The following is a 24,015-nucleotide window of genomic DNA, read 5'->3' on the forward strand; positions in this document are numbered from 1 at the left end:
ATATAGCGATGTGTTCCGAATCGGAGACAAATAGCGCTAGCTTCAGGTGTGAGCAACGCCGTCTGCCGCAACCGCCCCGCACCGCCCCGCAACTGCGGACCACACCCTCCCCAACCGACTGCGTTGCTCGGTCGTCGCTCCCTTCGGTCGCTTCTCCCACGCTACTCATCCCTCGCGCGGTTGGCGCGACCACTTGCGGGTCGCGCCAGCGCGCGCCGAACCGTCGGGTCGAATTAGCGCGCGCCGGGACGGAAGTCGAAATTTGGTGTTCGACAGCCTACTCCAGCAGGTTCTGCCCGGTCATGGCTTTCGGCTGTTCGACGCCGATGAGCGAGAGGAGCGTCGGCGCGATGTCGCAGAGCGACCCGCCGTCACGGACCGTCCGGCCGCCGTCGTCGCCCTCAGGGGTGAGGTAGACCAGCGGGACCAGATTGTAGGTGTGGGCGGTGTGGGGGTTCTCCGGGGTGCCCATGTCGTCTGCGTTGCCGTGGTCGGCGGTGACGAGGACGTGCCCGCCTGCGCTCTCGACGGCTTCCACGAGTCTGCCCAGTTGGGCGTCCACGGCTTCGACCGCTTGCACCGCGGCGTCGAAATCGCCGGTGTGGCCCACCATGTCCGGGTTGGCGTAATTGAGGACCAGCACGTCGGGGTCGTCGCTCTCGATGGTCGAGATGGCGGTGTCCGTGACCTCCTCTGCGCTCATCTCGGGTTGCTGGTCGTAGGTCGGCACGTCCGGCGACTCGACGATTTTCCGGACCTCGCCGTCGAACTCGACTTCCCGCCCGCCGTTGAGGAAGTAAGTGACGTGGGCGTACTTCTCGGACTCGGCAATGCGGAGTTGCGTGAGACCGTGGCCCGCGAGGACTTCGCCGAGGGTGTCCTCGGGTTGGTGAGGCGGGAAGGCGACGGGGAGGCCGAACTCCTTGTCGTACTGGGTCATCGTCGCCAAGCGAATCTCGGGCGGCGAGGTGTCGAACTCCCAAACCGGGTCGATGTCGGCCAGCATTCGGGTCAGTTGGCGGGCGCGGTCAGACCGGAAATTGAAGAAGACCGCGGCGTCGCCGTCCGAGAGGGCGGGACCGCCCTCGATGGTGGTCGGTTCCACGAACTCGTCGGTCGTGTCGCGCTCGTAAGACTCGCGGACCGCTTCGACCGCCGAGGAGGCCTCCCACTCGGCCTCGCGGTTCACGATGGCGTCGTAGGCGCGCTTGGTTCGCTCCCAGTTCTGGTCGCGGTCCATCGCGTAGTATCGTCCGGAGACGGTGGCCACGTCGCCGGTTCCCTCGCGCTCTACGACCGCCTCCAATTCGCCGAGGAACTCCTCGCCGCTCTCGGGCGGGGTGTCCCGACCGTCGGTGAAAGCGTGGGTGACCGCATCGACGCCGCGCTCGGCGGCCAACTCGATGAGCGCGTAGAGGTGGCGCTGGTCGGAGTGGACTCCTCCCTCGCTCACCAGTCCCATGAAGTGAACGCATCCGTCGTTCTCTTGGGCGTACTCGAATGCGGCGTCGATGGCGTCGTTGTCACCCAACTCGCCCGCCTCGATGGCGTCTTCGATGCGGGTGTACTCCTGTTTGACCACCCGGCCCGCGCCGATGTTGAGGTGGCCGACCTCGCTGTTGCCCATCTGGCCCTCGGGCAGTCCGACCCGCCGCCCGGTGACGTTCAGGGTGCCGTAGGCCCCCGCCTCGGCGTACCGGTCGAAGTTCGGCGTGTCGGCGGCCTCGATGGCGTTGCGTCCGCCGTCCTCGCTGTCTCGCGGCTTCGCCGCTCGATTTTCCGAGGCGTTCGCCTCGCTACCTACTCCCCAGCCGTCGAGAATGATGAGCGCGGCTTTCATGCGCGACAGGAGGGCGTCGCGTCCTAACTACCCTTCGGCTTTCGGGAACCCAATCCTTTTTGCGGAGTTGGCGAGAACCCAACGTCCATGACGCTCGACCCGGTGCATTTCGACGGCATTGCGGGCCTCGCCGACCGCATCGACTACGACGCCGAGGACCGCGACCACCGGGAGTTCGCAACCGACCTCTGGAACAGTCAGTTCGACCCGCTTCAGGACGACGACTTCGAAACCGTCCTCGAACCGATAAACGAGGTAGCCAGAAAGCGAGTTACTGCGGAGGAAATCGCGTTAGAAGACGAACCGTTCCCGACGACGCACGGTCTGGACGCCGGGACACTCAACCCCCGACCGTTCAAAAACGGAATCGTCCTCGACGTGGCCCACGCCGCGATGAGTGCCACTCCTTCGAATCTTGACCTTCACGACTGTCGGACGGTGGTGAAGGCAGTTCACTTGAACGACACGTCCGCAAAGTTCCAAACCGACTGGGAGTCGTACAACAGCGGGAGCAAGCGCCGCATCGTCCACACCCACCTTCCCGAAAACCAATACGAGCAGGACGCCGTCCACGCACTCGCGCTCTATCTCGCCGAAAGCCAGCACGCCATCGACAACGCCGAGCGCGTTTCCGACTTTCTCCTCCTCGACGGACCGGTATACCCGAAAGGACTCGTCCGGTGGCAATCCCGGAGTCCTTCTTTGGAAGACCTTCTGGATTCTGACGACGTGAGTCAGATTTTCGATAACTACGTCAGACTGGTCGAGGAGTTCGCAGAGCGAAACATCCCGCTTGCCGGGTTCGTCAAGAACGTCTCTGCGAAAACTATCGTTCGGACGCTCAAGAAGCGAAGCGACATCGGGCCGATTCCGTGGGCACACGACGCCGCGTTCTTCTCGCAGGTTCTCGAACGCCGAGAAAAAGTCGGCGACGAGTACGAGCGCTTGACCGACGATTTGACGCTGACGAACTGGTTCCTCTCGAAGGCCGGTGCAGACAACTTCTTTGCTAAAGAGGACAATCGCTATCTCGACCGCAAACTCGACCCCGAGCAGTATCGGGTCGCGTTCTGTATCGTCTACGACCCTCGTCGGGACCTCGTGTTCAAGGTGGAAACCCCGAAGGTCTTTGCGACTGACGAAACGCTCCGAACGAAAATCGAACGCCAAATTCTCCAAGAGGTCGCTCTCCAGCGTGGCCCACCGCGCGCCATCTCGAAGGCCGACGAGTTGGCGGCTATCGACCGCGGAAGTGCCAGCTCGCTCATCGACTCGTTCGAGGACTCGCTGAACACCGAACTGGACGAGAACTACAACGCGATTCGATGGGGCAGAGACTACTGAGAACCTGACTTCGGGATGCGCTCGGTGAAACAGCCACCGGCAGGCGCTTGACCTGACAATCCCCGGTTTGGGTGGACTGAAAGGGGCCGCGGGTTCGCGTTCACTTCAGTCGTCTGTGCAGGCTAGTATTTCGTGCGCGCAGAACTGCGCGCACGAAATATCCTGCTCAGCGACCGCGAGCCCGCGGGGGCTTTCTAACTCGAAACGACCGAATCGCTGTCCCTTCGACTGCCAACTCCGCGTCTGTTACTCGTCGCCCGGAGAAATAGACGAGACGCTGAAAGACAATTTACTGGGGTTCTGCGGCCTCGGCTTCCTGCTTCTCCACCGAAATCTCCACGTCGTCGGCGTCGATGCCGATGCGGACGAACTGGGTCCGGATGTGTTCGCGCGCGGCCTCCTCGGCCTGCTCGCGGGTGTCGAACCCGCGGGGCATCGGCGACTCGAAGGCGACGTTGACCTCCTCGCCGTCCACCTTCTGGACGGTGCCGCCGCTCTCGACCTGATAGAACTCGTCGCAGACCCAGACGTAGGGGGCGTCCTCGTCGGGCGCGCCCTTGAACCGCGGCGCGCGCTCTCCACGCTCGTACAGCGTCCCGGTCAGGGTGGTGCCCCCTGCTTCGCCACGGATGAGTAGCATAGAACGGATGTAGCACGTCAGGAGATAAAAGGGGCGCGCTCGCACGAAATTTCCGGGGTAGCGAAGACCGAGCGTCTCGGAATTCGAGGACGCGAGTGTCTGTTATTCCGTTTAGGGAATGAAAAACAATTTCTTAAGATAGGTTATTATTTCCCCGGCTCCGCACGCGCCGAGGAGGCCACCGGTCGCCCCACCAGTCGCCCCGGAGGGAAACCTGTTTGTCCCATGCGCCCATTGCCGAGGAACGATGAGTGACCCCGACCCCGGCGATTTCACTCGGCCCAGTGCTGACGGCGACTCGGAGGCGTCCGAGTCGTCGACCTTCGAGACCGACGATTTCGACGCGGACGACTCCGGCCTTGACACCTCCCCTGACCCCGGCGACTTCGAGGCCTCCTCGACCGCCAGCGCGGGCGACGAAACGGAGTTCGACCAGATGGACACCAACCCCGCAGGACGCGACCGGGGCATCGGCACCCTGTCTGCGGCCGAGGGCCTGCGCATCGGCGAGGACGACGACGAGACCCACCTCCAAGCCTACGTCACCGCCGACAACCGCGAGGAGGTCCGGGTCGGCCAGTATCTCCTCGTGCCCTATCCCGACGACGAGAAGCTATTCTGCCGAATCTGCGGATTGGAGTACTTGCAGGAGTACCGGGTAGACGACGCCACCGAAATCCACGCCAAGCGCGCGATGCGCCGGGACGAAATCGAGGAGACCGACTACAAACTCATGGCGGACCTCGAACCGGTTGCAGTCCTTTATAAGGATGGAACCGGCCCGGACGCCGACCTCAAGCGTCGGATGACCGACCGCGTACCCAAGCCCAAGTCGGTCGTCCGCGAGGCCGACGACAAGTCCGAAATCAAGACCGGCCTCAAGATGCCCGAGAACGGCGTGTTCCTCGGCCACCTCTCGGTCGGCGGCGAGAAGGTTCGGACCGCCGCGGAACCACCGACCATCGACTACCGACTCAAGGACGACTACGACGACGGCGACCCCCTCGTGTTCCGCCACACCCTCGTCGCCGGGGGCACCGGGTCGGGCAAGACCCACGGCGCGAAGAACATGCTCCGGCAGTTCCTCGCCGACGAGCGCAGATACGAGATGGAGGACGGCGCGTCCCGCCGGACAGCGGTCGTCCAGTTCGACCCGCAGGACGAATACGCCCAGATGCACGACGACAACCCCGACGTGACTCGGGACGACGAACGCAAGTGGGAGTCCGAGAACATCGCCCACGGCGGCCACGACGACACGCTCGTCCTCGCCCCGAAAGAGGACGGTGTTTCTTACTCGGCGGACAACCACCGCGCCGAGTACGAATCATTCACGATTCCGTTCTCGATGGCACGCACCCGACCGTGGCTGGTCGCGGGAAGTTCGCTGAACGAAAACCAGTATCCCGCGCTGAAGGAACTCCTGAATCGATTCTTTGGACAGTACCCAGACGGAACGTACCAGCAGTTCCGCTCGTTCCTCGACGACCCCGCACTCAAAGAGGAACTCGACGAGTCCGGGAAAATCCACGAAGCCACCTACGACGCCGTTAAGCGCCGAGTTCGTGCGATTCCGAGCGGCATCTTCGACCAGAGCGCAGAACCCATCACCGAACTCGACCACAAACTGGTCCGTTCCGGCGGACTGACCATCGTTCCGACGTATCACCTCACCTCCAGTCGGGCGAAAGAGATGTTCGTCCTCGCCGTCTCCAGTCTCCTCATCGATGAAAAGCTATCGAACAACCCGAAACACGACCGCATCAAGGAGACGCCCCTCGTGGTCGGGATGGACGAAGCCCACAACTTCCTGACCGACGCCGATAACGTGCAGGCCCGGAAGGTCATCGGGAAGTTCACCGACGCCGCCAAGCAGGGCAGAAAGGAGCGCCTCGGACTGTTCCTCATCACCCAAGACCCACAAGACATCGCCGAACCGGTCTTCAAGCAGGTCAACACCACCGTCGTCCTGAATCTGGGCGACGAGGACGCCATCAAGAGCGTCAACATCCCCTCGAAGTTGGAGGGGAAGGTCCCTTACATGGAGAAGGGTCAGATGGTGGTCTACTCGCCGGACAACTCCGAACCGGTCGAGATTATCGGTCTCTCGAAGTGCGTCACGAAGCACGGCCGCGACTGAATAGTCAAGCCATCGACACCTGTTGGTTCGCCGAAACCAACCTACTTTTTTATTGGTTGGTTCTGTTGTAACGCCTGAGATGGATATCTCTCTGACGTGGCTGGCGCTCGGGCCGTTCTCGGCCTTCGTCATGTCGCTATACTTCCTCTGGCATCTCTGGCCCTACCGCGACGAACCGGGCGGTGGGCTACTTATCGCTACTGTCGTCTGTGAGGGCATCTGGACCGGGGCCTACGGGTTCGCGCTTCTGGTCTTCGACCCCGTGGTCCGACAACTGCTCGAGATACCCATCTGGTTCGGCAAAAGCTTCATCACGGTGTTCTTCCTCGCCTACGCCCTCGAATACACCGGCCGGGCCGAAATCGTCCGGTCGAAGTGGATGTTCCTCCTCGGCGGGATACAGTTGAGTTCGGTCATGCTCGTGGCGACCAATCCGCTCCACCAACTCGCGTGGAGCAACTACCACATCGACCCGATTTTCGGCGCGGCCACGGTGGCGTACACCCACCAGATGTGGCTCTACATGTCGATGCTCATGTTCTACTCGCTGACCACCGTCGCGCTGTTGTTGCTCTTGGAAGCGTTCGTGAGTTACGGGTCGGTCTACCGCGGCCAGACCGTCGTGGTCGCGCTGTCGTTTTTCGCGCCGTTCGTCGCAAACGCGGCGTGGCTATTCAAGTGGGTTCCGCATCCGGGTCTCAACCTCACCACGACGACGCTGACGATTCACCTCGCGCTGGACTTCTACGGTCTCTTTCACCTCGACATGTTCGAACAGTCGCCCGCGGCCCGGCGGGTCGGCGAGCGCGCCGCTATCCACGACCTCGGGACACCGGTCCTCATCATCGACACCAAACACCGGGTCATCGACGTGAACGAGGAGGCCCAGCGCGTGTTCGGCATCGACGCGGTGGGCGACATCGGCGGTCGGTTGAACGACCTCGTGGAGACCCCCATCGACGTGACCGCCGACGAGCAACTCATGACCGTCCGGACCGACGGCGAGCGCCGGGAGTACAGCGTGGCCAGTTCGGAAGTCGCCGACTCGACGGGGACCCACGTGGGCTACACCCTCGTCTTCCAAGACGTGACCGAGGAGAAGCGCAGAGAGCAACGCCTCGAAGTCCTCAACCGGGTCCTGCGCCACAACCTCCGCAACGACATGACGACGATTACCGGATACGCCGAGGTCATCCAAGACACCGACGACCCCGACGAGATTCGGGACCACACCGAGACCATCATCGAGACCGGCCGCGAGTTGGCCGAACTCGGCGACAAGGCCCGCCGGTTCGAGCGGGCGATGGGCGAGTCCGGCGAGCGCCAGCGTGTCGAGGTCGGGGACCTCCTCGCCGACCTCGCCGAGGAGTTCCGCGAGGACTACCCCGGCAGTCGCATCCACGTTGACCTCCCCGAGGGACTCGCGCTCGATACCGACCCCGCGGTGGTCCGACTGGTGTTCTCGAATCTGGTCGAGAACGCGCTCAGACACGACACCCACGACAGACCGCGGGTCGAAATCGGCCTCACCGAGGTCGAACGCGACCAGAACTCGGTCGTCTTCGAGGTCCGCGACGACGGACCGGGGATTCCCGACCACGAGGTCGCGGTCATCAGTCAGGGCGAGGAGCGTGACCTCGAACACGGAAGCGGACTGGGCCTCTGGATAATCCAGTGGGGCGTGAACGTCCTCGGCGGCGATGTGGCCTTCGACGGCGACGAGGACGGCACGGTCGTCTCGGTCCGACTCCCCGGACTGGTCGATGCGCCGTCCCTGAAAGTTTAACCCGCTCCCTCTCTATTTTCGGACATGAGCAAGCGAGTTCTCGTCCCCATCGACGGGTCGCCTCAGTCGTCGGACGCGCTTCACCACGCGCTCGAAGAATTTCCGGACGACGAAATCACCGTCTTCCACGTCATCGACCCCATCGACGCCGGGTACAGCGCCCCGGTCGGCATCCCCGGCGGGTCCGAGGAGTGGTACGAGGGCGCGAAAGACGACGCCGAAGCACTGTTCGAGGAGGCCCAAGCAGTCGCCGACGAGTACGGGGTCACCCTCCAAAACGCGACCGAGATGGGTCGGCCCTCCCGGACCATCGTGGAGTACGCCGACGACGAGGGCTTCGACCACATCGTGATGGGAAGCCACGGGCGGTCGGGCGTCTCGCGGATTTTGCTGGGGAGCGTGGCCGAGACGGTGGTCCGGCGCGCGACCATTCCGATTACGGTGGTCCGGTAGGGACCGGCGAGTCTCGGCCGAGACGACACAGGAGCTGTAGAGCAAACTAATCATTTCTTTTGAATATGTGGACAAATTCTAAACAACGACATATGTGTCTTTCAGCGGAGCGCACCAGCACTCGCCCGAGGACACCCGACGACGAAAAAAGGTCGCTTCAGAAGATGTTGGCTTGCCGATAGACGCTGATACCCTCGTTGGTAATCGAGTAGGGCTTGATTTCCCGCGAGTGGTTGGCGTCCCGAATCTTCTGAATCTCGACGGCGAGGCGAGTCTCGCGGAAGTCGTCGGAACTCCGGATGTAGCGCAGGATGAACACGGCGTCCACGAGGTACTCGATGATGCCGTGCCGGGAGGCGTAGGCGTTGTCCTCGCTGGCCTCGCTGGTGAGCATCGTGGTCACGCCCGCCTGCTTCAGACTCTTGGTGAAGTCGTAGACCTCGTTTCGGCGGGTGGCCTGATTGTCGTACATCATCTCCAACAGCGACACCGAGTCCAACACGAGGCGACTCGCGCCGAACTGCTCGACCAGTCGCGGCAGGTCGTTGCGAATCGAGGTCAGACTGTTGGCCATCTCGATTGGGTCCAAGTCGATGACCGCGAGTTGGCCATCGTCCTCGTACTGGTCGAACTCCCACCCCTTCTCGGTCGCGGTGTTGACGATGCGGTCGTGGCTCTCCTCGAGGGTGATGAACACCGCGTTCTCGCCCTTTTCGAGGGCCTCGTGGAGGAACTGGAGGCCGAACGTCGTCTTCCCGGTCCCGGCCGACCCGACGGTGGTGATGAGCGACCGCTCGGGCACGCCGCCCTGAATCATGTCGTCCAACCCCTCGATGCCGAGGTCGATGCGGGGGATGGACGACTCGAACTCCTCGTCGTCGAAGTCGTCGCTCTCGGAGGGACCACCGCCGAATCCGCCGCCGAAACCCTCGTCGCCGTCCATGCCGAATCCGCCACCGCCGCCCCCGCCGAACCCACCGCCCTCGTCACCGAATCCACCGCCGCCACCGCCTCCGGCCTCGCCGCCCATGCCGCCGCCGGGGGCGTTCTTGAAGGCGCTGGCGAAGTCGTCATCGAACAGTTCCCCCTCGTCTTCGTCGTCTTCGTCGTAGGGGTCGGCGTCAGCGAAACCACCAGCGTCAGCGTCTCCGTCGCCGAATCCGCTCTCGGCGTCCTCGCCGCCGAAGTCACCGCCGCCACCCATCCCGAACTCGCCGCCCTCGCCCGGTTCGTCGTCGGGGTCGGAACCACCGAATACGGTTTCTTCAGACTCTGAACCGCCAAATCCGCCGTCGTCCGAGTCGGGGCCGCCGAATTCACTATCGTCTGCCTCGGCGTCGCCGAAGTCGGGTTCGTCTTGCTCGGAACCGCCGAATCCTGTTTCTCCGGCGTCGAAGTCCGGGGCGTCACCGAATCCGCCGGTTGGGGAGTTCTCGCCGGAATCGGAGTCGCGGTCCCCGGCGTCCAGTTCGGCTTCTTCGACTCGCTCGGCTTCCACCTGCTCGGCGGGTCCCGCCGAGGAGGCCGCCTCGTCCGACCCGGATGCTCCTGACTCGGCGGCGTCCGACGATTCGTCCTCGTCGTCCTCGCGGAGCGCGCGCTCGAACCAGTCGTCGTCCTCGGTCACGAAGGCCACCTCCTCGGAAGTCGAGCGCGATGCACGTCCGGCACCTCGGACCGGTCACATTTCAATGTTTCTTGCGTCCGGCGACCGAAATCGTCGCCGACCATTCCGACGCGGCGACTGTTCCGCCACGGCGACCGTTCCGCGTCGGCGGACTTTTGGCGGGCGGGCGAGAATACCCGACGATGAGAGTCGGCATCGTCGCCCAGAAGGGCAACTCACGGGCGGCCTTTCTGGCCGAACAGATACGCGAAACCCTGCCGGAGGAGGTCACGATTCGACTGGACGACGCGACCGCAGAGCGCGTGGACGGCGAGGGCTACCCAGTAGACGAGATGGACGCCTGCGATTTGGTGGTCTCCATCGGCGGCGACGGCACCTTCCTGTTCGCGGCCCGAGGAGCAGGCCCGACCCCGATTCTGGGCGTCAACCTCGGCGAGGTCGGATTCCTCAACGGCGTCGCGCCCGACGACGCAGTAGAGACTGTCGAAGCCGTCGTGGCGGGCTATCGGGAGACCGACACGATTCCCTCCCGTGAGGTGCCCCGTTTGCGGGCGACTGGCGAGGACGACAGCGACTGGTCGGTCCATCCCGCGCTCAACGAAATCGTCGTGCAGGGACCCCAACGCGGCCACGGACAGGGCCTCGACTACGAGGTCCGAGTCGATGGCCGCGTCTTTACGACCGGGCACGGCGACGGCGTGCTGGTCTCGACGCCGACCGGAAGCACCGCGTACAACCTGAGCGAGGGCGGACCGCTCGTGCATCCGGACGCCGACAGCCTCGTGATTACCGAGATGTGCGCCGCCGAGTCGATGCCCCCGCTGGTGATGGACGGCGACGCCGAAATCGTGATTCGGGCCGAGGGCGCGGAGTTCGGCTACGTCAGCGCCGACAGCACTCGCAAGCGGTTCGAGATGCCCGAGTCGGTGACGGTCCGACCGGCCGAGGAGCCGACCCGAATCGCCGAGCCGTCTAGCGACTTCTTCCGGGCGCTCGGGAAGTTGGACTGAATCTGCCGAAAGGGAAAGTCCTAATCCCGCCCGTTCGCTAGTCGCCGGTAATGAGCGAGCAACTGCCGGACGTGCAGGCCTCCGAACCCGACGTGACCGTCGGACTCAACCGCGTCGGCGTCACCGGCGTCACGAAGTTAGTCGAACTCGCCCGCCCCGACAAGCGCCCCATCGTGCTGACCGCCGAGTTCGAAGTCTTGGTGGACCTCCCAAGTTGGCGCAAGGGAGCGGACATGAGCCGGAACATGGAGGTCGTGGACGAGATTCTGGAGGACGCGGTGGCCGAACCCACCTACTCGGTCGAAGATTTGTGCGGCGAAGTCGCCGAGCGCCTGCTGGAGAAACACGACTACACATCGAAGGCCGAGGTCCAGATGGAAGCCGAGTACATGATAAAGGACGAGACCCCGGCCAGCGAGCGCCCGACGCAGGCCACCGCGGACATCATCGCCAGCGCCACCGCGACCGACGAGGGCACCCGCGAGGAGATCGGCGCGCGCGTCACCGGCATGACGGTCTGTCCCTGCTCGCAGGGGATGATGAGCCAGACCGCCCGCGAGAAGTTGCAGGACCTCGGCGTCGGCGAGGAGGAAGTCAGCGAGTTCCTGCGTGAGGTCCCGCAGGCGGGCCACTCCCAGCGAGGCCACGCCACCCTGACCGTCGAGAGCGACGGCGCGCCCGAGGCCAACCTGATGGACGTCATCGAAGTCGCCCGAGATTCGATGAGCGCCCGCATCTATAATCTGGCCAAGCGCCCCGACGAGGACCACATGACCTTCGAGGCCCACGCCAACGCCAAGTTCGTGGAGGACTGCGTGCGCGACATGGCCGAGGGCGTCGTGGCCGAGTTCCCGGACCTGCCCGACGACGCCGTAGTGACGATGAAGCAGAGCAACGACGAGTCCATCCACCAGCACAACGCCCACGCCGAGCGAGTCGCCGAGGTGGGGACGCTTCGGGACGAACTCGCCGACGACTGACCGAGCGTTCTGTTTTCGGTTCTTCTCCTGTCGTCGTTTGCGCGCTGACTCGATTGCTCCGGCACGGAGTTTCACGGACCAACCCACTTGTACCACGTTCGACGGTCGATTCTCTCTCTCCCATGACTGGTACTCCCACACACTCATACGCCTCGACGCCCTATCTGTGGCGAGTGAAACTCTCATGAGTGTCACAGGCCTCTGCCAGATTTGCGAGCGCAACGAAGCCGAACACTCCTGTCCCAACTGCGGGACGCTGGCGTGCGAAGAACACTGGGACGAAGCTAATGGCCTCTGCGCCCAGTGTGCGGCCACCATCCAACGCGGCGGCGACGAGGGGACCGTCAAACCCGACGACCTCGACGACGACGAAGTGATGCGGTTCTGAGACCGGACCGATTCGCCCGCGACTCACCGGTGGCGGGATTCACCGGTGGCGGTTCAGTTGGCGCACGAGTCGCCGGGCAGATTCGCGGGCCGCCGCGGCGTGGTCGTCCTGCCCCCGAGAGCGTCGTCGTCCGGCGGTCTCGCCCGCGTAGAGGACTTCCCGCGAGGCCTCGACCAGTCCAAGTCCCGCGTTCGGACCGCTTTCCGGCGCGGCGTGGCCGGCGACCTCGGGGTCGTTTCGCGCGCCGCCGACCGCGAGAAACGGCCGGTCCGGCGCTCGCTCGCGGATGGCTTCGAGGTCGTCGGACTCACCGCCGACGAGGAGACCCACGTCGGCCTCGGCGTCTGCGGCCCAGTCTCCGGCGAGGTCGGCCACGCGCTGGCCGAGGGTCGGTCCGTCTGCTGATTCGTCGCCCCCGCCAGTGTCTGCTCCGCTACCGGCGAGTTCGCGGTCCTGCAAGTCCGCCGCGCCGGCGTTCGGCGTCCGGCAGGTCACGAAGACGCCGAGATTGGAGTCGAGGAGACCCGCCAGCGCGTCCCGGCCGAGGTAGGGCGAAACCGTCACGGCGTCGGCGCGGCCGAGGAGGTCGGCGTCGGGGTCCGGCAGGTCGGCGTACTTGGCGTCGAGGACGACCGGGACGCCCCGACCCCGAGCGTAGGCAATCGTCTCGGCCAGCGCGGTCCACCCCTCGCGGTCGGCGTACACGGCCGGGTTGACGGTGTAAGCCGCAACGTGTTCGTGGGTCGCGTCCACGATTCGGCGGTTGAAGGCCCGCCGGGGGTAGTCGTGGTCCCGGCAGTCGTCGGGGAGGCGCGAGCGGTCGGGGTTCAGGCCCACGGCCAGCAAGCCGTCGGTCGCCCGGATTCGCTCTCGCAGGCGGTCGAAGAAGGTCATACCGAGGGTTTCGGTGGTTCGGGCAAGGCTCTTACTCTTGGCGGACGAAAGAAGCATATCGTTGTTCTTAACATTCTTCTCCATTTCTTAGACAATTATTCTACTGTGTTTCGGCTCCGCCGTCGAGGCCCCGAGCGGTCGCCCGATTCGATACCGCCCGTCGCCGGCGGCACCTGAAGGGATTATCCGGCTCGACCACCGAGGTCCCGTATGAACTGGTGCGACCAGTCAACCACGCCATCCGGCGGCGAGGCCGCGGCGGTCCGGTACCGAGGACCGAAGGAGGAGACGCCGTGACCGACGACCGCCTCCCGGCCGAACACCTTTCGCCGCTCGCGGCGCTCGTGGACGAGGTACTCGCGGGCGTCGGCTACGAGATGCCGGCCGCCACCGACGCCATCGACGACGCCGTTCCCGGCTACGGCGGTCTTTTCGAACCCTCGACCACCTCGGACGAGTTGCGCTCCGCGCTCGAACGCCTGCTGGCGTCGGAACTCACCCGGCCGTCCGTCCCCGAACCGACGAGCGACAGCTTCGTCCTCTACGTCGACGGCAGTTCGCGCGGCAACCCCGGCCCGGCAGGCGCTGGCGCTGTCATCATGGACGCCGAGGAGGACGAACTCGCCCGTCTGGGCCGACCCGTCGGCTCTCGGACGGGGAACAACACCGCCGAGTACGTCGCCCTCCAGCTCGGCCTCTCCGAGCTGTTGGCTCGCTACGAGCCGCGCCGGTTGGAAGTGCGAATCGATTCGATGACGGTCATCCGCGACGTCTGGGGCGGCGACGACCCGACGGAACCGGGCGTCGAGACCTACAGCGAGGCCGTCACGGCGGCGCTGTCGAGCCTTCCGGAACACCACTACACACATTTGGCCGACAGCGACCCAAACCCCGCCGACGCGCTGGCGACGGTCGGGGCCGACATCGCGGCCTTCGGTCCGTGATAGCTTCGGTCCGCGATACCCTTCCCTCGCTCGTGCCCGCCCTCGCTCGTGCCTGCCCTCGCTCGCGCCCGTAGCTCTCAAGAGGGCGTCGTGCCAAGACCGGGCCATGACTCTCTCCGCCGTTGTCTTCGACTTCGACCACACCCTGACCGCGCCCGGCCGTCCTCGGCAGGCCGTGCTGGACGACAGCACCGAAGCGGTCGGCGCGCCGGACCTCACGCGCGAGGACTACCTCGACGCCCACGCCCGGCACCTCGACAGCGACTCGCGGGTGCCCATCTTCGCCGACCTCCTGCCCGACGACGCCGAGACCAACCCCGAGGAGCTATCCGACGCCTACCGCGAGAAAGTCGCCGAGTCGCTCCGCGAGGTCGATGGCGTGGCCGGTCTGCTCGCGGACTTGCAGGCCGACTACGACCTCGGCCTGCTCACAAACGGCCCCTCGAAGGCCCAGCGCGGCAAACTCGACCGCTTCGACTGGGTGGACACCTTCGACGCCATCGCCGTCACGGGCGACCTCGACGCTGGAAAACCCGACGAACGCGCCTTCGAGGCCATCCTGTCGGCCCTCGGCGTCGAACCCAGCGAAGCTGTCTACGTCGGCGACAAGCCCGAGACCGACGTGGAGGGCGCGCGAGACGCCGGGATGTACACGGTGCAGGTCCTCTACGACGACGGACCCGACCGCCACCCCGACGCCGACGCACACGTCGAGCGCGACGCGCTGGCTGAGGAGCTACCGAAAATTCTGAAGCGACTATAGAATCGCTACGAACACGTCGGTCGCTCGCTTGACCTCTGCGCCGTCCTCCACGAAGACGATGGTCCGCGGGGGTTCGACCGCTTTGGGCCGGACGCGCAGTTCGACCGATTCGGCGACCTCGGCCGCAGAATCGACCTCCTCGCGGAACTCGATTCGGGCGCGGTCCTCCTGCACGTAGACCTCGGCCAGAATTTCGCCCCCATCCGCGAACGCGATTTCGTAGGCCAGTTCGCCCTCGGCCGACGGTTCCACGTCGGCGTCGGCGTTGACGACTTCGAGGGCGTCGAGTCCGGAGTCCTCCCTGCTCGACACCTCGGAGGACAGCAGTTGCGCGATTCGCTTCCCGTCTGTGGTTCGGTCCTCGACCATGCCCGAACCGTCGCACCGTGGCCGAATCAGCTTTCGGCTTTCAACTCCTCGCGGGCCTCGGCCGCTTCGGCGCTGGCGTCTACTCCTCGGCGGCGGGCGTAGACCACCGCCGCAGTCTCGATGGTGACGCCGAGGCGACCCTGCAAGTCGTTGATTTCGGCCACCGCGGTCTGCTTGTCGGTGCCCGCCGAGACCACCTTGTCGAGGAGCTTCTCGAAGGTCGATTGCTCCTGTAGCACCGACTCGTCCGGCACGAAGTCCTCGGGAATCTCGACCGCCGAGGGGTCGAACTCCGCAAGAACTTCGTCGGTCTCGTCGTCCCGCGCGAGCAGGCCCTGTCCGGTCGCCAAGTCCACCAGTCGCTCGGCTTGGTCGGGCGAGAACCAGTCGCGGTCGAGCGACAGCGCCACGACGAATTCGCTCTCGGGCATCGACTCGGTGCCCTTCTGCTGGAACGGGGCGGCAACTGCACTTCGGAGACTCATCTCGGTTTGAGTGGTGTTGGAGCGGTGGGTAAAGGTGACGGTTCTAGGGCAAAATACGGATGACTAGTACTAGACCGTAGTATAACCAGAGAGTTGAAACTGGTCAGCTAACCATACTTTTATATAGTTTCAATCGGAGGTATCTCGCAATGCCCTCGGAGAAGCTCGTTCCATACGAGTTTGAAATATACGAACATGGAAATCCGGATAACGGATATAATCTTACTCAGCTTCAGGCTCACGATACAGCATTCAGTCAAAATCACTTTTTAGACTTGGTTGAAAATATGCTCAAAAGTAATCAAGAAACAAATCTTGAGCCTGCGAGTAACGATAAAACATTCGTTATTGAGGAATTCCATCGAGATGGAAACGTGATTGAAGGTATCGTTTCTACAGGTTATCACGGATATGAGGCTGAAATTCGACATGTTGACTCCGGCAATATGACCCACCTGAAAGGTGAAGATGAAGCCGAACAGATGCCATTGTACTTCCTCATTTATCTTCCACAAACACAAGAAGGCAAACCCTACGACAATGGGCAAACTGCGCTAATTATACTTCACCAAGTAAACCGTATCGGGGTGAAAGGGAAATTAAAGAAGCATATTGAGCAATCCTGTCTGAGTGGAGTTACTGATTATACGCTGAAAATGGAACCGGTTACGACAGAGAAGGTCCTTGAGAAGGTTTTAGAGGCAGACAGAATTGCTAAATTAGATATTAATGTTCGGAAAATTCCGGGGGATGACGAAAGCAAAATGAGCTTAGTAAAGGGCCTAAAGACTGAAGAGGTCGGGACTCAGTCTGTCGTGCTTCGGCCAGAGCATGGGGGAAGTTTTGATTGGTTAAAGAATCAGGCAGGGAGACTTAAAGAAAATGAAAAACACTTTGGGGAAATCGTTAGTGACGATGTAGAAAACTTCTCCGTAACTATTCAGAAAGATGGAGGGGGTAGCGAAACTTTCTCATTACTAAATGAAGAGATTGCCATGCGAAAAGATCTTGATACTGATGATCTTCATACAGCCTCAGGACTTATTACTGCGGATTCGCTCCGAGCCGAAGTAAATAAACTGGCCAACGATATTTTGAACCAACAGATTGTAGAACCACTTACGGGAACTACCAACGTCAAAAGATGATATTCGGGAATATTGGAAGTATTGTCACAGATCACTATTCATCTCTTGGCGAGGAGACTGGCCTAAAAACACCATTTGATTATGTCTTCTTGGTTATTGTATTTGGTATAATACCATCAGTTATTGGCTACACGCTCGCCAATTATGTAATAATTTGGTCAGGTTTTATTGCTGCTTCTGCTCCTGTTTTGAGCGTTCTAACGGGGTTTTCAATTAACACTATAGTATTACTGATGAGATATGATAAGGATGGCTCCCATCCATATGAAGAAAAAACAGTAAGGAAAACAAAGGAGTTTACTCTTTATACTATTTTAGCTGGTGTTCTTCTTATCACTTGTTTAATGTTCGGATACATAATTTCACGTATTAATGGAGTAGCAAGTTTAGAAGTTGCTTTTTTCGTTAGTGGACTTGTGTACAGTTTGTTAGCTCACTATTTTCTCACATTATTTGTTATCACTCACCGCCTTTGGTCTCTAATCCACGGAGATGTAATATGAATATGTCAATTTTAAACTACGTATAATTATATTATTGGTACAAACACTATGATTTATATAGTTTCTTATTTGGTGATTTAGACAGCAACAAGTAGAAGACTGGTATTTTATAACTATACCACTAATCCAACTCATATGCAAACTCACATCGTCCCGGTCGGCTTCGACTACGACCGGCTTATCGCGCCCCTCGTCCGCGACCAGTTGGACGTGGACCGCGTCATCCTGCTGGAGGGCGCAGTCGGGAGCGAGGCCAACGTCGAGTACTCCCAGAACCTCTCTCAAAAACTGGAACAGGACTTCCAGAACCTACTGGGGGCATCCACCGAGCGCGTGGTCGTCGCCGACGTGTACGACTACGACGCCGCCTTCGAGCAGGCCTACGACCTGATTAATGCGGAACTGGACGCGGGCAGAGAGGTCTGGGTCAACATCTCCGCGATGCCCCGGACCGTCAGCTTCGCCTTCGCTACCGCGGCCCACTCCGTGATGGTCGAGCGCGAGGAGGACCGCGAAAAAATCCACACCTACTACACCGCCCCGGAGAAGTACCTCGAAACCGAACTCGCCGAGGAGCTACGCAGACAGATGGACCTCCTCGAAGACCTCGATGGCGAAGTCGAGGACGACCGCATCGGTGAGCGTTTGGCGAGTGCAAGGGACCTCCTCTCGGAGTTCGACGAGCGCGGGACCACCATCGGCGCGAAGGAGATTCGCGGCGGGCACATCGTGGAACTCCCGGTGGCCTCGTTCTCGAACGTCAAGCCCTTCGAGGAGGTCATCCTGTTCAAACTCGGCGAGGAAGGCGAGTTCGAGTCGGTCTCGGAACTCGCCGAGGCGCTGGCGACCGAACTCAACGAGGAGTACACCGACAGTTTCCGGTCGAAGGTCATCTACAACGTCGATAGGCTCGGACCGGGCGGCAAGGGGTACATCGAGCAGGAGGAACACGGGAAGTCCTACCGGACGCGCCTCTCTCGAATCGGGGAGTTGTGGGTTCGAGCGCACGCGAACGGCGACGTGCTGGCGGAGTCGGCCGAAACGTAGTGGGACAGTTCGGTTCGACGTAGAGTCCCTAGAGAAACAATTTCAAATATAAAAGACAGATATAGTTACCTTAGAGACTACGACTGGTTTCCGACTTCTAACTTCTTCACCCGCGTCGCCAACGCCAAGAACGTCGCGCCGAGGGTAATCACGACCGCTCCGGCGGCGGCAATCTCGTGCGTCGGCGAGGGGTGCGAGAACCCCCGCACCGACTCCAACACCGCTTGGCCCGGAAGCGTGGTGTGGTGCGGGGTTCCGACGATAGGGATGAAGTAGTCCACCACGTCGTTGAACCCGTACCAGACCACCGCAACCAGTACCGCGCCGACCGGGAAGTCGCTGTACCGGTGGATGAGAAACGCCTCGGCGACCATCCCGAGGTGACTCCAGAACAGGAAGTTGTACATCAGCACCGAGTTATACGAAAAGCCCTCCATGAACGCGAGCAGGACGAACGGCGTCCAGAGGCCCAACTTGAGACACCCGAAGAAGGCCAAGGCGTTGACCACCTCCGAGTTCCGGCCCAACTTCCAGAGGCCCAGACTGGCCGCGATGAACAGGGTCGCTACCGGACTGTCGGGCACGAAGGGCCACATCACCGGCGGTTCGCCAGCGAACTGCCACGTGATGAGGGGGTCCGAGAGCGGCAGGGGATGGAACCCGTAGTACCAGAAGCCAAACGCGGTCCCGGCGAGGTTGACCGCGACGATGACCCACGCGTAACGGAGCGCGAGGTCCTCCAGCGACTCCGGCAGAGGAGCGAGATACCGAGGCAAGTCGGCGCGGCGGGGCACCCTCGTCATTGCCGGAACCCTCGAACGGCGGTGGCTAAACGCTGACGATACCGGAGTGGTTTCCCGACCGCTCGCCGAAACGTTTTTCCAACGTTCTGATAAAACCCCGATAGTGACAGAGCTAGGCGCGGACGTGGCGATTCTGTCCGGTCTCGTCGGGGCCGTCGCGGTCGGCGTCGGAGCCTACCAGTTCGGCCACTACGAGCGCGTCCGGCATCGCTCGATGGCGCTGTGCCGGACCTCGTGGTTCGGCCCGGCCGTGGCGGTCCCGCCGGTAGTCGCAGGTCTCGGCGTCGCCGACTTCTTCCTCGCGGAACTCTCGATTCCCGGACTCGGCCTGCTGTTTCCCGCGATTTGGCCCGTCGCGGGCGTCGGTCTCTTTGCCTACGCCCACGTCGAAACCTACGCCGCCGGAGAGGCGATTCGCCACCATCCGGACGTGACGGCCTTCGACGACGATACCGTAGATACCGACGAGGGCCTCGTCTACCGGAAGAACGGCTACTATCGAGCGTGGTGGACGTTGCTGAAGCGCCATCACCCCCACGCCGTCACGGCGTCGCTGGCCGCGTTCCCGTTTCTCTCGATTGGGGCGCTCGTGTTACTGCTCAGTCCTCGGGCCGGGGTTCGACTCGCGGGAGCCGCGTCGTTCTCGCTCGCGCTCTACGACCTCGTGCTGTTGGGCCTCGTCGGCGGCGGGACGTACCGGACGGCCGACGACGACGAGGCCGCGCAAGTAGACCAGTTCGTAGCGCGTCGAGACGCCGAACTGGAGAACCCCGGAAACGTCCGGAACGTCCGAGAGGCCGACGAAATCTGGTCGCGGAAGTGACGTGGGGCAATCGGTACGCCTTAAGTCCCGGCATCCTAAGGGAGTCGTATGGCCGACGAAACTGACATCGAGGAGCTTAAGCGAGGAAGCGAACTCGTCAAGCGCGGGTTCGCTCGGATGCAGAAGGGCGGCGTCATCATGGACGTGGTGAACCGCGAGCAGGCCCGCATCGCCGAGGACGCGGGTGCAGTCGCGGTGATGGCGCTCGAAGCGGTCCCGGCCGACATCCGCAAGCGCGGCGGCGTGGCCCGAATGGCCGACCCCGCCGACGTAGAGGAGATTATCGACGAGGTGTCCATCCCGGTAATGGGCAAGTCCCGAATCGGCCACACCAAGGAGGCCCAGATTCTGGAAGCCATCGGCGTGGACATGATAGACGAGTCAGAGGTCCTGACGCCCGCCGACGACAAGTACCACATCGACAAGCGCGAGTTCACCTCGCCGTTCGTCTGCGGTGCCCGGAACCTCGGCGAGGCCCTGCGCCGAATCGAGGAGGGCGCGGCGATGATTCGGACCAAGGGCGAGGCCGGGACCGGCGACGTGAATCAGGCGGTCCACCACCAGCGCAACATCAAGAGCGCCATCCGCAAAATCGAGGGCATGACCAAAGAGGAGCGCGAGGCCTTCGCCCGCGACATTGAGGCCCCGGCCCACCTCGTCCACGAGACTGCCGAGGAGGGCCGCCTCCCGGTCGTCAACTTCGCGGCAGGCGGCATCGCCACCCCCGCCGACGCCGCGCTGATGATGCACCACGGTTGCGACGGCATCTTCGTCGGGTCGGGCATCTTCGGCGCAGAGGACCCCGAGGCGATGGCCGACGCCATCGTGGAGGCGACGAACAACTGGGACGACCCCGAGCGACTCGCCGACATCAGCAAGGACATCGGCTCTGGGATGAAGGGCGAGGCCAACGCCGACCTGCCCGAGGAAGAGCAGTTGCAGGACCGCGGGAACTGAGCGGCCTCTCTTTTGTTGTGGATAGGTACCGACTCTGCTACTTCCATTCGATAGAGACGCTCTGCCACCACTAGCAGGATGGCGGAATAAATCAGTGTGTTTGAATAGTCTTATATGACTAAATAGCTGTTGCTGATATAAATACGAATGGTGGATATCCCAGAAGACGAATACGAAGAGAGAGTCGCACGAGCGCAACTAGCTCGCGAGGAAGCGAGAGAAACCATAAGTGAACAAACATCTACTCTTTCGGACATTGATGAGAAGGCGATTCAGGTTTTTCGAATCAATATCGTCGTGGCAAGTATCCTTGTTACTGGTCTGTCAATAGCCGTTAGCTCTAAAAACCTATCGTCTAAAACACTTATTACACCATATACGACGACGGGGGGCCTCTTGTTGTTTACATCTATCGTCCTATCAGCTACTACGTACACATCGACTGCCGAGAAAATCGGCATCACAAGAGAATCTATTGCAGAAGGGATTCTGAATCAGCAGTACGATTACGATTTGGTCGAAGAAGAAATCGCTCTAAAGTATGGCCAGATGATTCACTACAATTTCAGAAAGAACGCGTCTAACGCCCTTCTTTTTACACTTACGCTGTTGACCGCCGTCGGAGCTATTTGTTATTTAGCGCTCGGTGTGATAGGCATCTATAACTCGGACGTGGTGACACCATTCACCAATGCTCTAGTATTGATATTTTTTGCCTTATTCGGGAAATTCAGCGGCCTTTACGGCACATTACGTCGTTGGTGGAAGCTGACAGATCCACCAGACAGACTGAAAAAATGGCTCTCGAAGTGGAAAGATACAGCAATCCGTATGTTGGAGCGTGGCGAAGGTTCTTGAGGCTTGCATCCGAAAATATCGACATGAGCGAATCTACTGACAGAGACCGTGACCGTACTGACGAAGACCGTGACCGTCCAGATATCAAAGCACAGGTCGCCTTCCAAGGCGACTTCGACGATGATGAAGAAGATTAGTAACGAGACCGACGCCGACCTGCCCGAGGAGGACCAGTTGCAGGACCGCGGAAACTGAGCGAAATCTACGTTCCCGCCCGAAATCTTCTCACCGACTAATTTCCGCGCCGTCGCCAATTTCGGTCTGGTAGGCTTGTGCATCAACTCCCGCCTCTGCGAACGCGCCGACCATCGCCGAGGCCACGTCCCGGCGCTGGCCCCGATGGCGACAGACCGCCAAGACGCCGGGGCCTGCACCCGAAATCGTCACGCCGGTTGCACCCGCCTCGCGGGCGGCCTCCTCGACAGCATCGTAGCCGTCAACGAGGTCGGCGCGAGCGGGGGTGACCACCGGGTCGGTCAGGCCCCTGCCGACCAGTTCGGGGTCGTCCCGGCACATCCCGACGACCAGCGTCGAGGAGTTCCCGACCGTCTCGACCATCTGGTCCATCGTGACCGATTCGGGGACGACTCCTCGGGCGTCCCGAGTCGAGACCACCGTCTCGGGCAGGCAGACCACGACCGGGAGGTCGGCGTCCATCGTGGTGATGCCGTCGTCGGTGACGATGGTGAACCCGCCCAGAATCGAGGGGGCCACGTTGTCGGCGTGGGCGTCGCCCGAGACGACGGCCTCGCCCTCGGCCGCGAGCCAGACCAGTTCTTCGTCGGAGAGGCCTCTGTCGTAGAGTTCGTTCAGCGCGACTGCCGCGCCCGCCGCGCTGGCCGCCGACGAGCCTAGCCCGGACGACGGCCGGACGCCTTTGTCGATTCGGATGTGAGCGGGTGCGTCGAGTTCCCGAGCGACGACCCCCGCGGTGTTCTCCGTCGGGTCTGTCGGGACGTACTGGGCACCCACGCCGGTCACGTCGATGGTCGTCTCGGCGGCGCGTTCGACCCGCACCACGTCGGCGGGTCGGGTCAGCGCCGCCCCGAACACGTCGAAGCCGCTACCGAGATTCGCGCTCGTCGCCGGGGCCCGCACGGTAAGCATGCCCGTGCCTAGTCAGGGCCAAATCAAAAACCTGCCGGGGCGCGCCAATTTTTGAGTGATGGGTGTTCGCACGACACACTCTTTCCGCTTTCTTTAACACCTTTATGCGAGGGCGGCGGAGTTCGATACATGAACCCGAACATCCTGATACTCGGCGCGCCGGGCGCAGGCAAAGGAACCCAGAGCGACCGCATCGTAGACGAGTTCGGCGTCGAACACGTCACGACCGGTGACGCCCTCCGTGGCAACAAGGAGATGGACATCAGCCATCTCGACTTGGAGTACGACACGCCGGGCGAGTACATGGACCAAGGCGAACTCGTCCCCGACGAAGTGGTCAACGAAATCGTGGACAAGGCCCTCGACGAGGCCGACGGCTACGTGCTGGACGGCTACCCCCGGAACCTCGAACAGGCCGAGTTCCTCTCGGACATCACGGACCTCGACGTGGTGCTGTACCTCGACGTGGACGAGGACGAACTCGTTGACCGCCTGACCGGCCGCCGCGTCTGCGAGGAGTGCGGCGCGACCTTCCACGTCGATTTCAACCCGCCCGAGGAGGAAGGCGTCTGCGACGAGTGCGGCGGCGACCTCTACCAGCGCGAGGACGACACCGAGGAGACCGCCCGCGAGCGCATTCGGGTCTACGACGAGAACACTCAGCCTGTCGTGGACTTCTACGACGACAGCGGCGAACTCGCCCGCATCGACGGCGAGCAGACGCCCGGCGAGGTCTGGGACGACGTGCAGGAAACCATCGAAGACCGCGCCTGAATCGGTCGTCGTTTCTTCGGTTTCGGCTTCGAGTGCTGTTTTCGGTGGTCCTCGATTGCAGATAGTCTCGTTTCCGCGGCCGCGGGCAGACGGTCTTCAGTTGCTTCAGGCGTACCTCCGACTCGTCTAGCCGCCCGTCGGTCGCGTTCCGTATCCGCCCGTCGTCTGCACTCGGTCGTGTCGCTCCCTCGCGTTCTGGACCTGTTTATAGCCATATTCTGCGCCAGTAAAGAATTGTAGAGGCAAGCTAGAAATAGGATTACAATTCCGTAAGACGTGATTAGTTGTCCTCATGCGTTTCCCACGGAGACGCAACACCGCTCCGAACACGA

General features: G+C 62.1%; 25 protein-coding genes. 17 read left to right on the forward strand and 8 right to left on the reverse strand.

The annotated features are described in order from the left end of the window. Positions 1 to 277 precede the first annotated feature (277 nt). Entirely contained in the window at positions 278 to 1,840 is a 1,563-nt protein-coding gene (gene gpmI, locus P2T57_RS07970) for a 2,3-bisphosphoglycerate-independent phosphoglycerate mutase (RefSeq protein ID WP_276301952.1), read from the reverse strand. An 87-nt stretch (positions 1,841 to 1,927) separates the two neighbouring features. On the opposite strand from gpmI, the gene P2T57_RS07975 reads away from it, so the two are divergent. Then, positions 1,928 to 3,184 (forward strand): DNA double-strand break repair nuclease NurA, encoded by a 1,257-nt coding sequence (locus tag P2T57_RS07975; protein ID WP_276301953.1) that lies wholly within the window; start codon positions 1,928 to 1,930, stop codon positions 3,182 to 3,184. A 289-nt stretch (positions 3,185 to 3,473) separates the two neighbouring features. On the opposite strand, the gene P2T57_RS07980 is transcribed toward P2T57_RS07975, so the two are convergent. After that, the gene (locus P2T57_RS07980) at positions 3,474 to 3,824 is read right to left on the reverse strand and encodes a DUF7113 family protein (RefSeq protein ID WP_276301954.1); all 351 of its coding nucleotides are present in this window, start codon (positions 3,822 to 3,824) and stop codon (positions 3,474 to 3,476) included. Between the two features lie 247 nt (positions 3,825 to 4,071). Here P2T57_RS07980 and P2T57_RS07985 point away from each other — a divergent pair, with 247 nt between their 5' ends. The 3 genes from P2T57_RS07985 (at position 4,072) to P2T57_RS07995 (ending at position 8,203) form a co-directional block, all read left to right on the forward strand. Beyond that, positions 4,072 to 5,964 (forward strand): ATP-binding protein, encoded by a 1,893-nt coding sequence (locus tag P2T57_RS07985; protein ID WP_276301955.1) that lies wholly within the window; start codon positions 4,072 to 4,074, stop codon positions 5,962 to 5,964. Between the two features lie 79 nt (positions 5,965 to 6,043). After that, complete coding sequence (locus tag P2T57_RS07990; protein ID WP_276301956.1) at positions 6,044 to 7,750, forward strand: histidine kinase N-terminal 7TM domain-containing protein; 1,707 nt, start codon at positions 6,044 to 6,046, stop codon at positions 7,748 to 7,750. A gap of 24 nt (positions 7,751 to 7,774) precedes the next feature. Beyond that, positions 7,775 to 8,203 carry a universal stress protein gene (locus P2T57_RS07995; protein ID WP_276301957.1) on the forward strand — a complete coding sequence of 143 codons (429 nt, stop codon included), beginning with the start codon at positions 7,775 to 7,777 and terminating at the stop codon, positions 8,201 to 8,203. A gap of 157 nt (positions 8,204 to 8,360) precedes the next feature. Here P2T57_RS07995 and P2T57_RS08000 read toward each other — a convergent pair whose 3' ends face one another. Beyond that, the gene (locus P2T57_RS08000) at positions 8,361 to 9,830 is read right to left on the reverse strand and encodes a KaiC domain-containing protein (protein ID WP_420028516.1); all 1,470 of its coding nucleotides are present in this window, start codon (positions 9,828 to 9,830) and stop codon (positions 8,361 to 8,363) included. Positions 9,831 to 10,012: 182 nt separating this feature from the next. On the opposite strand from P2T57_RS08000, the gene P2T57_RS08005 reads away from it, so the two are divergent. The 3 genes from P2T57_RS08005 to P2T57_RS08015 all read left to right on the forward strand — a co-directional run bounded on the left by P2T57_RS08005 (position 10,013) and on the right by P2T57_RS08015 (position 12,208). Beyond that, positions 10,013 to 10,840: an NAD(+)/NADH kinase gene (locus tag P2T57_RS08005; protein WP_276301958.1), complete on the forward strand. Its 828-nt coding sequence runs from the start codon at positions 10,013 to 10,015 to the stop codon at positions 10,838 to 10,840. Between the two features lie 50 nt (positions 10,841 to 10,890). Next, entirely contained in the window at positions 10,891 to 11,820 is a 930-nt protein-coding gene (mptA, locus tag P2T57_RS08010) for a GTP cyclohydrolase MptA (RefSeq protein ID WP_276301959.1), read from the forward strand. A gap of 184 nt (positions 11,821 to 12,004) precedes the next feature. Beyond that, positions 12,005 to 12,208, forward strand: coding sequence for a hypothetical protein (locus tag P2T57_RS08015; RefSeq protein ID WP_276301960.1), 204 nt, complete (start codon positions 12,005 to 12,007; stop codon positions 12,206 to 12,208). A gap of 39 nt (positions 12,209 to 12,247) precedes the next feature. On the opposite strand, the gene pyrF is transcribed toward P2T57_RS08015, so the two are convergent. Then, a complete protein-coding gene (pyrF, locus tag P2T57_RS08020; RefSeq protein WP_276301961.1) occupies positions 12,248 to 13,102 on the reverse strand; it encodes an orotidine-5'-phosphate decarboxylase in 855 nt (284 codons plus the stop codon). Positions 13,103 to 13,395: 293 nt separating this feature from the next. Between pyrF and P2T57_RS08025 the strand changes: the two genes are divergently transcribed. Both P2T57_RS08025 and P2T57_RS08030 read left to right on the forward strand, forming a co-directional pair. Beyond that, on the forward strand, positions 13,396 to 14,046 hold the full coding sequence (locus tag P2T57_RS08025; protein WP_337250813.1) for a ribonuclease HI family protein: 651 nt from the start codon (positions 13,396 to 13,398) through the stop codon (positions 14,044 to 14,046). Between the two features lie 106 nt (positions 14,047 to 14,152). Further along, positions 14,153 to 14,809: an HAD family hydrolase gene (locus tag P2T57_RS08030; protein WP_276301963.1), complete on the forward strand. Its 657-nt coding sequence runs from the start codon at positions 14,153 to 14,155 to the stop codon at positions 14,807 to 14,809. Here P2T57_RS08030 and P2T57_RS08035 read toward each other — a convergent pair. Both P2T57_RS08035 and P2T57_RS08040 read right to left on the reverse strand, forming a co-directional pair. Continuing rightward, complete coding sequence (locus P2T57_RS08035; RefSeq protein ID WP_276301964.1) at positions 14,804 to 15,178, reverse strand: DUF7993 family protein; 375 nt, start codon at positions 15,176 to 15,178, stop codon at positions 14,804 to 14,806. The genes P2T57_RS08030 and P2T57_RS08035 overlap by 6 nt on opposite strands. Before the next feature lie 26 nt (positions 15,179 to 15,204). Beyond that, a complete protein-coding gene (locus P2T57_RS08040; protein ID WP_276301965.1) occupies positions 15,205 to 15,663 on the reverse strand; it encodes a DUF2240 family protein in 459 nt (152 codons plus the stop codon). Positions 15,664 to 15,812: 149 nt separating this feature from the next. On the opposite strand from P2T57_RS08040, the gene P2T57_RS08045 reads away from it, so the two are divergent. From P2T57_RS08045 to P2T57_RS08055, 3 genes are all read left to right on the forward strand, one after another. Further along, positions 15,813 to 16,811: a hypothetical protein gene (locus tag P2T57_RS08045; RefSeq protein ID WP_276301966.1), complete on the forward strand. Its 999-nt coding sequence runs from the start codon at positions 15,813 to 15,815 to the stop codon at positions 16,809 to 16,811. Further along, a complete protein-coding gene (locus P2T57_RS08050; protein ID WP_276301967.1) occupies positions 16,808 to 17,314 on the forward strand; it encodes a hypothetical protein in 507 nt (168 codons plus the stop codon). Before P2T57_RS08045 ends, P2T57_RS08050 begins: the two co-directional genes overlap by 4 nt. Positions 17,315 to 17,449: 135 nt before the next feature. Further along, complete coding sequence (locus tag P2T57_RS08055; RefSeq protein ID WP_276301968.1) at positions 17,450 to 18,361, forward strand: HFX_2341 family transcriptional regulator; 912 nt, start codon at positions 17,450 to 17,452, stop codon at positions 18,359 to 18,361. A 77-nt stretch (positions 18,362 to 18,438) separates the two neighbouring features. Here the strand turns inward: P2T57_RS08055 and P2T57_RS08060 are convergent, their stop codons facing one another. Beyond that, positions 18,439 to 19,164 carry a DUF1405 domain-containing protein gene (locus tag P2T57_RS08060; RefSeq protein ID WP_276301969.1) on the reverse strand — a complete coding sequence of 242 codons (726 nt, stop codon included), beginning with the start codon at positions 19,162 to 19,164 and terminating at the stop codon, positions 18,439 to 18,441. 103 nt (positions 19,165 to 19,267) lie between these two features. Between P2T57_RS08060 and P2T57_RS08065 the strand changes: the two genes are divergently transcribed. From P2T57_RS08065 to P2T57_RS08080, 4 genes are all read left to right on the forward strand, one after another. Continuing rightward, positions 19,268 to 19,987: a hypothetical protein gene (locus tag P2T57_RS08065; protein ID WP_276301970.1), complete on the forward strand. Its 720-nt coding sequence runs from the start codon at positions 19,268 to 19,270 to the stop codon at positions 19,985 to 19,987. Positions 19,988 to 20,035: 48 nt separating this feature from the next. Then, positions 20,036 to 20,944: a pyridoxal 5'-phosphate synthase lyase subunit PdxS gene (pdxS, locus tag P2T57_RS08070; protein ID WP_276301971.1), complete on the forward strand. Its 909-nt coding sequence runs from the start codon at positions 20,036 to 20,038 to the stop codon at positions 20,942 to 20,944. 147 nt (positions 20,945 to 21,091) lie between these two features. Beyond that, positions 21,092 to 21,802 carry a hypothetical protein gene (locus P2T57_RS08075; RefSeq protein WP_276301972.1) on the forward strand — a complete coding sequence of 237 codons (711 nt, stop codon included), beginning with the start codon at positions 21,092 to 21,094 and terminating at the stop codon, positions 21,800 to 21,802. Between the two features lie 48 nt (positions 21,803 to 21,850). Beyond that, positions 21,851 to 21,997, forward strand: a complete 147-nt coding sequence (locus P2T57_RS08080) for a hypothetical protein (RefSeq protein ID WP_276301973.1) — start codon at positions 21,851 to 21,853, stop codon at positions 21,995 to 21,997. 30 nt (positions 21,998 to 22,027) lie between these two features. Here P2T57_RS08080 and P2T57_RS08085 read toward each other — a convergent pair whose 3' ends face one another. Next, on the reverse strand, positions 22,028 to 22,909 hold the full coding sequence (locus P2T57_RS08085; RefSeq protein ID WP_276301974.1) for a homoserine kinase: 882 nt from the start codon (positions 22,907 to 22,909) through the stop codon (positions 22,028 to 22,030). Between the two features lie 129 nt (positions 22,910 to 23,038). Here P2T57_RS08085 and P2T57_RS08090 point away from each other — a divergent pair, with 129 nt between their 5' ends. Beyond that, complete coding sequence (locus P2T57_RS08090) at positions 23,039 to 23,683, forward strand: adenylate kinase (RefSeq protein WP_276301975.1); 645 nt, start codon at positions 23,039 to 23,041, stop codon at positions 23,681 to 23,683. Positions 23,684 to 24,015 lie beyond the last annotated feature (332 nt).

It is taken from the genome of Halorussus lipolyticus, assembly GCF_029338375.1.
In the GTDB taxonomy this organism is placed as follows: Archaea; Halobacteriota; Halobacteria; order Halobacteriales; family Haladaptataceae; genus Halorussus; species Halorussus lipolyticus.

Bases quoted from the DNA above. Each gene is read 5' to 3' on its own strand.
- gpmI (WP_276301952.1), bottom strand. From the start codon at position 1,840: ATGAAAGCCGCGCTCATCATTCTCGACGGCTGGGGAGTAGGTAGCGAG.
- P2T57_RS07975 (WP_276301953.1), top strand. From the start codon at position 1,928: ATGACGCTCGACCCGGTGCATTTCGACGGCATTGCGGGCCTCGCCGAC.
- P2T57_RS07980 (WP_276301954.1), bottom strand. From the start codon at position 3,824: ATGCTACTCATCCGTGGCGAAGCAGGGGGCACCACCCTGACCGGGACG.
- P2T57_RS07985 (WP_276301955.1), top strand. From the start codon at position 4,072: ATGAGTGACCCCGACCCCGGCGATTTCACTCGGCCCAGTGCTGACGGC.
- P2T57_RS07990 (WP_276301956.1), top strand. From the start codon at position 6,044: ATGGATATCTCTCTGACGTGGCTGGCGCTCGGGCCGTTCTCGGCCTTC.
- P2T57_RS07995 (WP_276301957.1), top strand. From the start codon at position 7,775: ATGAGCAAGCGAGTTCTCGTCCCCATCGACGGGTCGCCTCAGTCGTCG.
- P2T57_RS08005 (WP_276301958.1), top strand. From the start codon at position 10,013: ATGAGAGTCGGCATCGTCGCCCAGAAGGGCAACTCACGGGCGGCCTTT.
- mptA (WP_276301959.1), top strand. From the start codon at position 10,891: ATGAGCGAGCAACTGCCGGACGTGCAGGCCTCCGAACCCGACGTGACC.
- P2T57_RS08015 (WP_276301960.1), top strand. From the start codon at position 12,005: ATGAGTGTCACAGGCCTCTGCCAGATTTGCGAGCGCAACGAAGCCGAA.
- pyrF (WP_276301961.1), bottom strand. From the start codon at position 13,102: ATGACCTTCTTCGACCGCCTGCGAGAGCGAATCCGGGCGACCGACGGC.
- P2T57_RS08030 (WP_276301963.1), top strand. From the start codon at position 14,153: ATGACTCTCTCCGCCGTTGTCTTCGACTTCGACCACACCCTGACCGCG.
- P2T57_RS08035 (WP_276301964.1), bottom strand. From the start codon at position 15,178: ATGGTCGAGGACCGAACCACAGACGGGAAGCGAATCGCGCAACTGCTG.
- P2T57_RS08040 (WP_276301965.1), bottom strand. From the start codon at position 15,663: ATGAGTCTCCGAAGTGCAGTTGCCGCCCCGTTCCAGCAGAAGGGCACC.
- P2T57_RS08045 (WP_276301966.1), top strand. From the start codon at position 15,813: ATGCCCTCGGAGAAGCTCGTTCCATACGAGTTTGAAATATACGAACAT.
- P2T57_RS08050 (WP_276301967.1), top strand. From the start codon at position 16,808: ATGATATTCGGGAATATTGGAAGTATTGTCACAGATCACTATTCATCT.
- P2T57_RS08055 (WP_276301968.1), top strand. From the start codon at position 17,450: ATGCAAACTCACATCGTCCCGGTCGGCTTCGACTACGACCGGCTTATC.
- P2T57_RS08060 (WP_276301969.1), bottom strand. From the start codon at position 19,164: ATGACGAGGGTGCCCCGCCGCGCCGACTTGCCTCGGTATCTCGCTCCT.
- pdxS (WP_276301971.1), top strand. From the start codon at position 20,036: ATGGCCGACGAAACTGACATCGAGGAGCTTAAGCGAGGAAGCGAACTC.
- P2T57_RS08075 (WP_276301972.1), top strand. From the start codon at position 21,092: ATGGTGGATATCCCAGAAGACGAATACGAAGAGAGAGTCGCACGAGCG.
- P2T57_RS08085 (WP_276301974.1), bottom strand. From the start codon at position 22,909: ATGCTTACCGTGCGGGCCCCGGCGACGAGCGCGAATCTCGGTAGCGGC.
- P2T57_RS08090 (WP_276301975.1), top strand. From the start codon at position 23,039: ATGAACCCGAACATCCTGATACTCGGCGCGCCGGGCGCAGGCAAAGGA.